The organism is Corynebacterium sp. HMSC062A03 (genome assembly GCF_001811145.1).
Classification (GTDB): domain Bacteria; phylum Actinomycetota; class Actinomycetes; order Mycobacteriales; family Mycobacteriaceae; genus Corynebacterium; species Corynebacterium aurimucosum.
In genome coordinates this window covers 60,107-71,482 of the sequence record NZ_KV803703.1, presented here as the reverse complement: position 1 = coordinate 71,482, position 11,376 = coordinate 60,107, and the positions used below count along the sequence as shown (strand labels likewise).

Genomic DNA, 11,376 nt, shown 5'->3' with positions numbered 1-11,376 from the left:
ATCGGTTTATCCACACGAAATGTCCCTTAAGCCCCAACCTGCCGGCCTTGAGTATGTTAGCCTTACCTAATTGCATGGTGCGTAGGCTTCCGCCAGCACAGCACCTCAAGTTTTCAAAGGACAGTGATAACGATGGCTGGCCAAGCTAAAGAGGCAGCGCCGAAGCGCAAGCCCCGCAAGGCGCATGAAGCAACCGTGACTGGTCGCTACCAGGTCTCTCCGGATTTGATTCGGTTGAGCATGAACTCCCCGGCTTTTGTAGGCAAGGAGCTGGAGTTTACGGATCACTACATCAAGTTATTATTCGTGCCAGAAAGCGCCGATTATTCTTGGCCATTTGATGTCCAGCAGATTCGCGAAGAGCAGCCGCGTGATAAGCAACCAATTCTCCGCACCTACACCCTGATTAACCTAGACCCGGAGACCGGGGACTTCGACGTTGTTTTTGTCACCCACGGTGATTCCGGTCTGGCTGGTCCGTGGGCACGAGTCGCTAAGGCCGGAGAGAAGATCGGCTTCCTCGGCCCAGGTGGCGCGTGGGGACCTGCCGAAGAATATGAGCACTTCATCTTCGCCGGCGATGAATCTGCGGCACCGGCCATCGGCGCTGGTCTGCGCCACCTCCCTGAGGGCGCGACCACTACGGCCTTCATCGAGATCGAAGACGAAGACCACAAGTTCGAGCTGCCCACCCGCGAGGGCGTGGAGATCGTCTGGGTGATCCGCAATGGCGCTACCCACGGCACTGAGCTATCCCGCGTGGTACGCGAGGCTGGTATCCCCAAGGAGAAGAAAACCAGCTGGTTCATCCACGGTGTCGCCGAGATGATCAAAGAGCTGCGTCGCTTCCTTTTCGTGGAATCTGGAATTCCCAAGGAAGACGTTTCTATCTCTGGCTACTGGCGTATCGGAATGACTGAGGACCAATGGCAATCCTCCAAGCGCGAATTCAATGCAGAGATTGAAGCAGAGGAAGAAAGAGCTAAGGCCTAACGCTTGTTTTCACGTTAGACTGCGGCAATGATCGATTTCACCGACACCGCCGACGTCGTTGCTCCCCAGCTTCTGGGCACGGTGCTCACGCACAACGGCGTTTCAGTACGCATCACGGAGGTCGAGGCTTACCTCGGCGCAGACGATGAGGCCTCACACACTTTTAAGGGCCGCACTCCGCGCAACGCAGCCATGTTTGGCCAACCCGGGCGCTTCTACGTCTACATGTCTTATGGCATCCATCGGAACGGCAATATCGTCTGCGCGCCCGAAGGCACCGGTCAGGGTTGCTTGCCCCGCGGCGGAGAAGTCATCGACGGGCTAGACATTGCCTACCAGCGCCGGGGCGACACGGATTTTCATAATCTCGCCCGCGGCCCTGGCAATTTGGGCAAGGCCTTAGGATTCAGCCTTGAAGATAACGGAACCCCGGTAAAACTTGGCGCACGCGAAGAGGAGCCCGAGTGGGTCCGCGGGCCGCGCATCGGCATCTCAAAGAACCAAGACGCCGCGCTACGATTTTGGATTCCCTTCGACAAGACAGTGTCTCGGCGTCGCGGTCTCCCCCGCTAGCCCCTACCGGCGCATGAGTCCTGAGACTCATGCGCCTTATCTTTAAGCCAAGGCTGCTCGCACCAGCTCCGCGGCCTGCGAGGGGGTCTTGCCCACCTTCACGCCGGCCGCTTCCAGCGCCGCCTTCTTGCCTTCTGCCGTACCAGAACCACCAGACACGATGGCGCCAGCATGCCCCATCGTCTTGCCTTCCGGCGCGGTAAAGCCCGCGATATACGCAATCACCGGCTTCGTGACGTGGTCCTTGATATAGGCAGCGGCATGCTCCTCTGCATCACCGCCGATTTCACCGATCATAATGATCGCCTCGGTATCCGGATCATTCTGGAAGGCCTCAATCGCTGAAATGTGCGTGGTCCCAATAATCGGATCTCCACCGATTCCCACGCACGTGCTAAAACCAATATCGGATAGCTCGTACATCATCTGATACGTCAGCGTGCCCGACTTCGACACCAAGCCAATCTTTCCTGGGTTTGGCGCAGTCTCTGCCGGAATAATGCCCGTATTAGATTCGCCCGGTGTGTAGAGCCCCGGACAGTTCGGCCCAATGATGCGGGTTTTGGATTCTCGTCCCAGCGCATAGAGCTCAGCGGTGTCCTTCACCGGAATTCCTTCCGTAATGATGACCACGAGTTCAATACCGGCGCGGATGGCTTCTTCCGCTGCGTCCTTAGTGAACTTTGCCGGCACAAAAATGACGGTGACATTGGCATCGGTAGCCTGCATGGCCTCACGCACGCTGCCGAAGACGGGAATCTCACGCCCCTCAATATCCACGCGCTCACCTGCCTTGCGCGGGTTGACCCCACCTACGATGGTGGAGCCGGATTCCAGCATGCGACGCGTGTGCTTCATACCTTCGGACCCCGTCATGCCCTGGACAATGATCCGCGAGTCTTTGTTGAGAAAAATCGACATGTCTACTCCTAGTTCGCCAGCTCCGCAGCCCGGCGGGCCGCAGCGTCCATGGTTTCAACCTGCTCCAGTTTGGGCAGGTGTGCGTCATTCAGAATCGCGCGCCCCAATTCCGCGTTGTTGCCATCCAGGCGCACCACGAGCGGCTTGGGTTCAATCCCCTCCGAGTCCAGGATTTTGTAGGCCTGCACGATGCCCTTGGCCACTTCATCGCAGGCGGTAATACCGCCGAAGACATTGACAAAGACCGATTTCACCTGCGGATCACTGAGAATCACTTCGAGCCCGTTGGCCATCACCTCCGCATTAGCGCCACCACCGATATCGAGGAAGTTCGCGGGCTTCGGCTGCGAAGAAAAATCCTCGCCGGCATAGGCCACGACGTCGAGCGTGGACATCACTAGGCCAGCGCCATTGCCGATAATCCCCACGGAACCGTCAAGCTTCACGTAGTTCAACCCGATCTTCTGCGCCTTGAGCTCCAGCGGATCGGTCGCCCCGTGGTCTTGGAGGTCCCGGTGCTCGGGGTGGCGGAACTGCGCGTTATCGTCCAGCGTGATTTTGCCATCAAGCGCGATGATCTCACCGCTCGATGTCTTGACCAGTGGGTTCACCTCTACAAGCGTGGCGTCTTCTTCCGTGTACACCGTGTAGAGCTTCTTGAATACGGGCACCAGCTTGGCGACGTCCCCCTCGTCAAACCCCGCCTCATACGCCATGTCTCGAGCGAGGGTGTCTGTCATGCCATCGAGTGGGGAGAAGCTGCGCTTAATCAGGGCATCTGGGCGCTCTTCGGCCAGCTTCTCAATCTCCACGCCGCCTTCTTTGGAGAGCATGGCCAGGTAACGGCGTTTGGTGCGGTCCAGGAGGATGGAGAAGTAGTATTCCGCAGCGATGTCGGCACCTTCTGCCACCATGACCTTGCGCACGGTGTGCCCCTTGATCTTCAGGCCTAGAATCTCATTGGCCTTCTCCGCGGCTTCCGCAGGACTGTGCGCTAGCTTGACTCCCCCAGCCTTTCCGCGCCCACCGGTTTTGATTTGTGCTTTGACCACGACCACCGGTGTCCCCAACTTCACGGCTGCTTCTTCAGCCTGCACGGCCGAGGTCGCAACGATGCCTTTGAGGGTGGGAACGCCATGAGCTTCAAAGAGGTCTCGAGCTTGGTACTCGTAGAGATCCACTTCTGCCTCCATCTTTGCAGTGAATAACTAGTTCTCCACAAGATTCACCAAAACAAAGACGTGATGCAAACCACTTTGTAGAAGTTAAAGCATTACACTTCACACACTTTGCATTACATGCGCGCACGTCGCAATGCTGCCCGTTACAGCCATTTAGGCCACTGACGCCGAATTAGCTGTTTTAACTTTCGGGTGCACCCTGATCGATCCCCGGGGAGCTACTGATTAGCGGTAGCATTGCCCGCAGACCAGGTAGCCCAATCCATATTCCAGTCCCCTAGACCATCGAGCGCACTCAGCACACCACCGCCGGTGTTGGAAACCCTCACAATATCGCCGCGTTTGACCGTGTTTTGGAACCACTGAGCAGCCTCAGTAGTTACATTGATACAGCCGTGGGACTGGTTATAACTGCCCATCGCACCCACAGCCCAAGGCGCCGCATGGACATAGATTCCGGAATAGGACATCTGCGTCGCCCACTGAACGTCGGTCTTGTAACCGCCAGCGTCGAGAGCCAGGCCAAAGGTAGTCGAGTCCATGGTAAGGGACGGGTACTGGTCACCGATGATGTAGGCGCCGTTCGGGGTATCCCACTGGCCATCCCTGCCCATCGAGACAGGAATGCGGCGCAGCACCTCACCATTCTTGAACACCGACATCATCTTCGTGTTGTTATCGATCAGCGTGATGACGCGGTCGCCGATAGTAAAGTTGGTTGAGGCATCCTCGCCGCCGTAGACACCGCCGCCGAGGTTGCGACCGTACAGGTCGACGTCAACAGTCACCTTCGTACCCGGCTCCCAATAGTTTTCCGGGCGCCAGCGCACCTCCTGGTTATTCACCCAGTAAAAAGCACCGTCGACGGCGGGCTCTGTTTTGACCGTAATAGCCTTTTCGGCCGCCTTGCGGTCAGTGACGTAGTTGCCAAAGCGCACGCCGATAACCTGACCCACGCCTACTTCGGAGTCCGGCAGTGGGCTCAAAGCTACCTCGGATACCCCCGCGGCCTGCGGGGTGGTGAACGTGATGGTCTTGTGGGTGCCATCTTTGTCCGTGGCATCGATGGTGTACGTGCGGTTATATCCCAGCACCTCAGCACTCTTCCACGTGGTCGAGTCCGAGGACAGCTCATCTTCCACTTCAATGCCAGCCTCGTTGGTCATCGTCACCGACTTCAGGCCAGCCGGGGAGTTCACTTCTACCGGTTCGGATGGATCAACATTGCTAGCACCGTCCTTGACGGAAAACTTCAGCTGCTTCGCTTTAGCGGCTGCCGAGGCCGACGCCTCCGCCGAAGCACTCGTCTGAGCATCTGCTTCCGATTGGTTTTCGGCTGGGCCAGAATCCGCGGCCCCGCCGATGGTGCAGGCGGCCAGAAGGGAAGCCGTTGCAACGAGGCTCGAGAGAAGTACTGCGGGACGTGCAGAAGGGAATAGAGAACGCACAGAAACCCCTAGCTCATAGAAATGATTAAAGACAATGACAAGAGTTCTCATAGCCTAACCGCCAGCGCACCTCTCAAACCAGTTGACGCCACCACCCTTAACCGTTTCGTTACCCACCCGTTGCGCACCCAATTCGCCCCTCCTTCAAAGCGGCCACAACGCCACCACCGAAGACCCCAATAAACCACCAACTACCTGGCGATTTTACCTTTTTACAAAGAGGGTGTTAAAGTTACATCTCGTTGCACGGCAGGCACTGAGGAAATCAGCAGTCACCGAGTAAACACAAGCGCCATTAGCTCAATTGGCAGAGCAACTGACTCTTAATCAGTGGGTTCGGGGTTCGATTCCCTGATGGCGCACAGTTCAACCCCCTTCATCCTTCGATGAAGGGGGTTTCCTCATTCCGTGGCCGCCCCAAAGACCTCCAGGCGCTGCGTCTTGGGCCGCCACCAGGCGGCAGATTCTGCCCTGAATTCTTTATGCTCCGGCCCGGCAATCTCATCGAGGACGCGCATATAGTCAGGCACCAGCGCCCGGGGCAGGCGCAGGCCCATCGTCAGATGCGGCGTCCACCGTGGTCCGCGCCCCTCGGGGTTCTTAGCGCTTATCTTCCGCGCCGCAATTTCTAGCTCATCGGTGGTCTCCAGAAGCCAGGCCACGGTCTGCTTGCTTTTCCTTCCGAAGACCACCGTTCCTACGCGATGAAATTGCGCCGGCATCAGCGGTGGGAGCAGGCTGCGAGCCTCGTCAACGACTGAAGTCTCGAGCACCGGCGCGAACGTCACCGTAATGTGCGGGCGCTGGTGCTGCACCGGAAAGCCACGCTGAGCCAGGGCTGCGTAGACTTCCCGGATGGTGTTTTCGTCCTCCGGGGTGAGGTACAACAGGAGGTTCTCGGGCGAATTTCGGCTCACACGGCCCGAGTCTAACTAACCTCCCGCAGCGCCACGACGGGTTGCCCGCGGTGGTCCAGCACATCCGTCTCTACGCCGTAGACCTCGCGCAAGAGTTCCTCCGTGAGCACCTCCCCCGGCGCGCCATGGGCGCGGGCCTTGCCACCGTGGAGCACGACGAGCTGGTCACACATCCGGGCCGCCAGGTTGATGTCATGAATCGCTACCAACGCGAGGCTGCCTTCCTCCCGAGCTTTTGCCCGCACGCGGCCCAAGACGAAGAGCTGGCGGTTGAGATCGAGGGCGGAGGTGGGTTCGTCGAGAAGCATAAGCCCAGGGGTCCCCACCAGCATCTGCGCCACGGCGACGAGCTGGCGCTGGCCGCCGGAGAGCTCGTTGAGGTAGCGCTGCGCAATGTCGTCGAGCCCCATGGAGTGCAGGACCTCGGCGGTGCGGGTGACGGGGTCCTCGCATGCTTCCCGACGCGCCGCAATCAGCACCGCCTCAAACGCCCGCAGCGCCGCGGTGTGCGGCAGGCCCTGTGGCACGTAGCCAATGAGCCGGCGGCGCCGCTGTCCGCGCGGAACCTGGCCGTCGACACGAAAATCCACCGTGCCGCCCCGCGCGCGGTGCACGCCGGCGAGCGTCTTGATGGTGGTGGTCTTGCCGGACGCGTTCGGCCCCAGCAGCCCCACGACCTGCCCGCCGCACAGGGTGGGAAGGCTCAGCCCGTCCACCACCGTGCGCGAGCCATAGCCGGCAGATAGATCGGTGATGGTGAGTTCTACGTCCACAATGCCCTCCTTCGGGTCATGACGATGGCGATGAAGAACGGCACGCCCAGAAGCGAGGTGACGATGCCAATGGGGATGGCGAGCCCGGGCTTAATCAGGAGGCTTAGCGCGTGGGCGGCGCACATCACCGCCGCGCCCGCGGCCATGGAGGCCGGCACGAAGTAGCGCTGGTCCTCGCCCACCAACATGCGCGCGATGTGCGGGCCCACCAGGCCGATAAATCCGATGATGCCGGCAAAAGCCACGGTGGTTGCCGCGACGAGTGAGACCACGACGAGAACAATCACGCGCAGGCGGGAAGTGTTGATGCCGAGGGCGGTGGCGCGGGCGTCGCCAAGCCGCAACGCCGTCAGCCGCCACGACAGCGCGCCCAGGATGGGCAACGCCACCGCAAGCACGCCGGCCAGCACGGCGTTGGCCTGCCAGCTAGCGCGGGTGAGGGAACCCATGGACCAGAAAACGATCTGCTGGAGAGCCTCGCTAGAAGAGCGGTATTGGATGAGCGCCAACATGGCCTGGAAGAAGAAGACGAGGCCGATACCGAGCAGCACCATCGTCTCGGACTTCGCACCGCGGATGACGGCGGCGACGACGATGATGGCCGTGGCCAGCGCCGCCGACAGCCACGCGATGAGCGCGAGGTTGAACTGCGGCTGGGCCAGGAGCTGCCACCGCAGAACGATGGCGCTGGCCCCGCCGAAAGCAGCCGCCGCGGAGATGCCGAGGGTAAAAGGCTCCGCCAGCGGATTATCCAGGATGGTCTGCATCTGCGCGCCAGCCAGTGACAGGCTAGCCCCGATGAGCAGCGCCATGACGGCCATAGGCAGGCGCAGGCTCCACAGGACTGTACGCGTTTGCTTGTCGACGCCTCCCGGGTCCACCATCCCCCGCAGCACCTGCCCCGTGGTGAGGTCGATGGCGCCAACGATCACGCTCACGACGAAGGCGGCGAGTGCTACGGCGATAAGCCCGGCGACGATGGCGATGCGGCGGCGGGTCACGCGGGAATGTTCGTGTGCGAGGGCCTCCACAGGAAGTTCCGCGGTTTCTGCGCGCGTGGTTCGTTCAGGGTTTGCCGTGCGCGTGGTTGATGTGAGAATGCTCATGACTAGTTGGTGCTGAAGAAGGTTCCGTCGCCGGGGACGGGCGAGTATTTCTCTTGGGCTTCGGCCCATTCTTGCTGAACGTTGACGTCTGCGTAGTCCTCCGGGTGGAGCCACGCGGCGATCTGGAGGAGCGCCAGGTAGTTGAAGGGCGAGTTGTAGAACTGGTGCCACAGGCCGTGGAGGTTGTGCTCCTTGACGGCAGAGAGGTCCTCAAAACCAGGTTGGACGCTGGCCAGCGTCTTGGCGCTGTCGTGGGCATCCTTTTCGCTGATGCCATAGCCAGTAGCGGCGAAACCGGTGTGGCCCCTTGCGTTATCCACCTTGGTGGACCAGTCACCGCCGGTGGCGATGACCATGTCGGGATCGACATCGATGACCTTCTCCGGGGTCAGTGCGCCAGACTCGCCCTCGATGATGCCATCTGCCACGTTCTTTCCGCCGGCGACATTGACCAACTCAGAAATATTGGAGTCGTTCCACGAGCCGCAGCAATCTGAGATACCTGCTGCACGCCACACGAAGGTGGACGGCTTATCCTGCGCCTTCTTTGCGCGCTCAGTTACCAGGTCAACGTTCTTTTGCCAGTCTGCGATGAACTCCTCCGCGCGGTCCTCGTGGCCGAAGATATCGGCGAAGATTTCCATGGTGGGCACGGTGTTCTCCAAGGGCTTGGAACGGAAGTCTGTGACGGCATAGGTCAGGCCGGCCTGGTCCAGCTTGTCGGTGAGCCCGGCGGTCTGGGAGGCCTCATACTGATCCTTGGAGAGCACGATGAGGTCCGGGTCGAGGCTGATGAGCTCCTCCACGGTGACATCACCCTTGGTGAAGCCGCCGATTTCCGGCAGCTCGTTGACTTTGGGCGTGGTCTTTTCCAGCTCGCGGTAGTAGTCGGGCACATTCTGCTTCAGGTCCGATCCGATGGCCACGACCTTGTCCAGCGGGTCTTCCTTGTTGAGGATGCCGGTGGCAAAGACACTGCGGCCCTCTCCCAGGATGACGCGTTCCGGCGCGTGGTCCAGCTCCACCTGGCGGCCGGCAAGGTCTGTGAAACTCACAGCAGCAGTCCCGGCCTGCTCGCTGCCAGCACCGGCATTGTCGGCGGCACAGCCCGCCAGCGCGCCGGCCAGCGCCGCCACCATGGCGCACGCCCCTACCACTCGCCCGGTGCGTGGACGGGATGCCTGGCCTGCAGGCGTCGATACGTGAAGCACAATTTCTCCTTCAAGCTTTCGTCTTGTGGTCTGTTCGGAGGTTCATACTACACAGATAAGTAAGGCTACCCAAAGCTTGCATAGGGTAGGCAATGCTTTTTCTAGTTTATGCGGAGCGTAAAAATGCCCCACCCCAGGCATTTCCCAAGGCAGGGCCTCTACGCGCGCAGTCGCGCCCACTGGCGCGCGCCCGCGCTAGCGGCGCTCAGCGAGCAGGCGCTGCAGCTCCTTGATGTCGGACTTACGGCGCTTGGAGCGGAAGACGGAAAAAGCGATGAGGCCTACGACGGCCGCGCCAACGCCGGCGAGCGCCATCTGCACATTGCGCTCCTGCAGCTTCTGGGTTGCCGCGCCCTTAGCATCCTCGACGAAGTTCTGCGGCTTGCTGCGATCAGCGAGCTCATCCAAGGTACTAGCCAGCTGACGGCGGGTGCGCTCGATGTCGCGCTGGATATCATCAATGTTGCGTGCCACGTGAATCTCCTGAATTTTGACTTCGTTCGGTGTTGTTGCGGTTAGCTTCTATCTAACCGTTGTGGTTCTAACGTGGACATTCTACATTGACCGCCAGCGTGTCTGCAGAGTCGGTCAACGTTTATCTCACCCACGCTGCACCGAGTGAACATCGATGAGCGAAAGAGCCCTTGAACAGAGCACGGTAAGGTAGACACCATGACTGAAGCACAACGACTGTCCGTAGGGGACAAAGCCCCCGCTTTTTCCTTGAGCGATGATGCCGGCAACACCGTGAGCCTGAGCGACTACGCCGGCCAGCGCGTCGTGGTTTATTTCTACCCGCGCGCCAACACTCCTGGCTGCACGAAGGAAGCCTGCGACTTCCGCGACAGCCTGGAACAACTCAATGGCATGAACATCGCCGTGGTGGGAATCTCCCCTGACAAGCCCGAGGCACTGGCGAAGTTCCGCGAGGACCACGAGCTGAATTTCCCGTTGCTGTCTGACCCCGACAAGGAGGTCATGACGGCGTATGGTGCTTTCGGCGAGAAGAAGAACTACGGCAAGATCGTCCAGGGTGTTATCCGCTCTACCTTCCTCGTCGAGGAAGACGGCACGATCGGCCAGGCCATGTACAACGTCAAGGCCACTGGCCACGTCGCCCGCGTGCTCAAGGGGCTCAACTAAACCGTGGAATCTAGCTCGAAGTCACCGGAGATTCTGGTCCCGAGGCGTCGCCCAGCGCAGGCACGCAGCCGGGCCAAGTATGACCGGATTTTGTCCTGCGCGCGTCAGGCGCTCGTGGACTATGGCTTTGAGTCTTTTACCTTCGACGAGGTCTCGCGCCGCGCGGAAGTACCAATCGGCACGCTATATCAGTATTTTGCCAACAAGTACGTACTGATCTGCGAGCTCGACCGCCAAGACACCGCCGCAATGCAGGCGGAGGTTGAGCGTTTTTCCCAACGCGTGCCGGCCCTGCAGTGGCCGGACTTTCTCGAGGAATTCATTGACCGCATGGCTCGCGTCTGGCGCGAGGACCCTTCGCGCCGCGCGGTGTGGCACGCCGTGCAGTCCACGCCAGCTACCCGCGCCACGGCCGCTGATACCGAGCTCAGCCTGCTCAAGCCCATCGCGGAAATCATCGAGCCTCTTGCACAGGGCATGGACGCCGACGCCCGAGTGGAGATCGCCGCCTTCCTCGTCCACACCGTGGTGTCCTTGCTCAACTACAGCACCATGCGCTCCGAGGAGAGCTTCGATGGCGTGGTGGAAGAGATTAAGCGCATGCTCATCGCCTACCTCTTCGCCATCGCGACCAGCGCCTAGGTCATGGCGTGGGTTATGGCATGTGCCGCGAAAGGTGCACGGTAGCGGTGGCGTAGTCACCATCGTGGCTGATCGACAACGCCGTAGAAAAATCCCCCAGGGATTCCCGCACGAGCCGGGCAATCTCCCCGCGCAGTTCAACTGCCACGCGCCCCCACGCATCCGGGCGGACCTCAATCTCGGCCCAGTCCACGGCCTCCTCCGCCAGGACCGGCGGGCGCCCGTAGAGCGCTTGCGACCACGCCTTGATGAAGGCCTCCTTCGCTGCCCAGCGCCCTGCGAAGTGCTGCGCGCGGGCAGCACCGATTAGCCCACGAGCCTGCGCCACGCGCAGCTCGGAGGCGCTGAAGACCCGCGCAAAACGTGTGCCGGGAAGCTCCAATTGCTGGGCAAAGGACGGAATGTGCACCAAGTCGGTGCCCACGCTCACGCCACTCATAGTCATGCAGACCAGCTTAGTTACGCCAA

The 11,376-nt window shown here is 60.5% G+C and carries 13 protein-coding genes and 1 tRNA gene; 5 read left to right on the top strand and 9 right to left on the bottom strand.

The annotated features are described in order from the left end of the window. The first annotated feature begins 132 nt into the window (after positions 1 to 132). Complete coding sequence (locus tag HMPREF2781_RS10895) at positions 133 to 993, top strand: siderophore-interacting protein (protein WP_070645959.1); 861 nt, start codon at positions 133 to 135, stop codon at positions 991 to 993. 27 nt (positions 994 to 1,020) lie between these two features. Beyond that, positions 1,021 to 1,566 (top strand): DNA-3-methyladenine glycosylase, encoded by a 546-nt coding sequence (locus HMPREF2781_RS10890; protein ID WP_070645957.1) that lies wholly within the window; start codon positions 1,021 to 1,023, stop codon positions 1,564 to 1,566. A gap of 42 nt (positions 1,567 to 1,608) precedes the next feature. Here HMPREF2781_RS10890 and sucD read toward each other — a convergent pair whose 3' ends face one another. The 3 genes from sucD to HMPREF2781_RS10875 form a co-directional block, all read right to left on the bottom strand. Next, positions 1,609 to 2,487 (bottom strand): succinate--CoA ligase subunit alpha, encoded by an 879-nt coding sequence (sucD, locus tag HMPREF2781_RS10885; protein WP_070645955.1) that lies wholly within the window; start codon positions 2,485 to 2,487, stop codon positions 1,609 to 1,611. An 8-nt stretch (positions 2,488 to 2,495) separates the two neighbouring features. Next, entirely contained in the window at positions 2,496 to 3,668 is a 1,173-nt protein-coding gene (gene sucC / locus HMPREF2781_RS10880) for an ADP-forming succinate--CoA ligase subunit beta (RefSeq protein ID WP_210386034.1), read from the bottom strand. A 218-nt stretch (positions 3,669 to 3,886) separates the two neighbouring features. Further along, entirely contained in the window at positions 3,887 to 5,116 is a 1,230-nt protein-coding gene (locus HMPREF2781_RS10875) for a L,D-transpeptidase (RefSeq protein WP_070443420.1), read from the bottom strand. A gap of 289 nt (positions 5,117 to 5,405) precedes the next feature. Here HMPREF2781_RS10875 and HMPREF2781_RS10870 point away from each other — a divergent pair. After that, positions 5,406 to 5,478 (top strand) — tRNA-Lys (locus HMPREF2781_RS10870). Between the two features lie 39 nt (positions 5,479 to 5,517). On the opposite strand, the gene HMPREF2781_RS10865 is transcribed toward HMPREF2781_RS10870, so the two are convergent. The 5 genes from HMPREF2781_RS10865 to HMPREF2781_RS10845 all read right to left on the bottom strand — a co-directional run bounded on the left by HMPREF2781_RS10865 (position 5,518) and on the right by HMPREF2781_RS10845 (position 9,597). Next, positions 5,518 to 6,033 carry a 2'-5' RNA ligase family protein gene (locus HMPREF2781_RS10865; protein WP_070645951.1) on the bottom strand — a complete coding sequence of 172 codons (516 nt, stop codon included), beginning with the start codon at positions 6,031 to 6,033 and terminating at the stop codon, positions 5,518 to 5,520. Positions 6,034 to 6,044: 11 nt separating this feature from the next. Then, positions 6,045 to 6,806 carry an ABC transporter ATP-binding protein gene (locus HMPREF2781_RS10860; protein WP_070645949.1) on the bottom strand — a complete coding sequence of 254 codons (762 nt, stop codon included), beginning with the start codon at positions 6,804 to 6,806 and terminating at the stop codon, positions 6,045 to 6,047. Further along, positions 6,797 to 7,912, bottom strand: coding sequence for a FecCD family ABC transporter permease (locus tag HMPREF2781_RS10855; protein ID WP_246817292.1), 1,116 nt, complete (start codon positions 7,910 to 7,912; stop codon positions 6,797 to 6,799). Before HMPREF2781_RS10855 ends, HMPREF2781_RS10860 begins: the two co-directional genes overlap by 10 nt. Positions 7,913 to 7,914: 2 nt before the next feature. After that, a complete protein-coding gene (locus HMPREF2781_RS10850) occupies positions 7,915 to 9,051 on the bottom strand; it encodes an ABC transporter substrate-binding protein (protein WP_070645947.1) in 1,137 nt (378 codons plus the stop codon). A gap of 267 nt (positions 9,052 to 9,318) precedes the next feature. Continuing rightward, positions 9,319 to 9,597 (bottom strand): DUF3618 domain-containing protein, encoded by a 279-nt coding sequence (locus HMPREF2781_RS10845; RefSeq protein ID WP_010191207.1) that lies wholly within the window; start codon positions 9,595 to 9,597, stop codon positions 9,319 to 9,321. A gap of 198 nt (positions 9,598 to 9,795) precedes the next feature. On the opposite strand from HMPREF2781_RS10845, the gene bcp reads away from it, so the two are divergent. Both bcp and HMPREF2781_RS10835 read left to right on the top strand, forming a co-directional pair. Then, on the top strand, positions 9,796 to 10,266 hold the full coding sequence (gene bcp / locus HMPREF2781_RS10840; RefSeq protein WP_046647348.1) for a thioredoxin-dependent thiol peroxidase: 471 nt from the start codon (positions 9,796 to 9,798) through the stop codon (positions 10,264 to 10,266). A 3-nt stretch (positions 10,267 to 10,269) separates the two neighbouring features. Continuing rightward, positions 10,270 to 10,908 carry a TetR family transcriptional regulator gene (locus tag HMPREF2781_RS10835; protein ID WP_070645945.1) on the top strand — a complete coding sequence of 213 codons (639 nt, stop codon included), beginning with the start codon at positions 10,270 to 10,272 and terminating at the stop codon, positions 10,906 to 10,908. Between the two features lie 13 nt (positions 10,909 to 10,921). On the opposite strand, the gene HMPREF2781_RS10830 is transcribed toward HMPREF2781_RS10835, so the two are convergent. Next, the gene (locus HMPREF2781_RS10830; protein ID WP_070645963.1) at positions 10,922 to 11,347 is read right to left on the bottom strand and encodes a holo-ACP synthase AcpS; all 426 of its coding nucleotides are present in this window, start codon (positions 11,345 to 11,347) and stop codon (positions 10,922 to 10,924) included. Positions 11,348 to 11,376: the final 29 nt, after the last annotated feature.

Coding starts and splice junctions, on each gene's coding strand:
- HMPREF2781_RS10890 (WP_070645957.1), top strand. CDS start 1,021: ATGATCGATTTCACCGACACCGCCGACGTCGTTGCTCCCCAGCTTCTG.
- HMPREF2781_RS10855 (WP_246817292.1), bottom strand. CDS start 7,912: ATGAGCATTCTCACATCAACCACGCGCACGGCAAACCCTGAACGAACC.
- HMPREF2781_RS10895 (WP_070645959.1), top strand. CDS start 133: ATGGCTGGCCAAGCTAAAGAGGCAGCGCCGAAGCGCAAGCCCCGCAAG.
- bcp (WP_046647348.1), top strand. CDS start 9,796: ATGACTGAAGCACAACGACTGTCCGTAGGGGACAAAGCCCCCGCTTTT.
- sucD (WP_070645955.1), bottom strand. CDS start 2,487: ATGTCGATTTTTCTCAACAAAGACTCGCGGATCATTGTCCAGGGCATG.
- HMPREF2781_RS10830 (WP_070645963.1), bottom strand. CDS start 11,347: ATGAGTGGCGTGAGCGTGGGCACCGACTTGGTGCACATTCCGTCCTTT.
- HMPREF2781_RS10850 (WP_070645947.1), bottom strand. CDS start 9,051: ATGGTGGCGGCGCTGGCCGGCGCGCTGGCGGGCTGTGCCGCCGACAAT.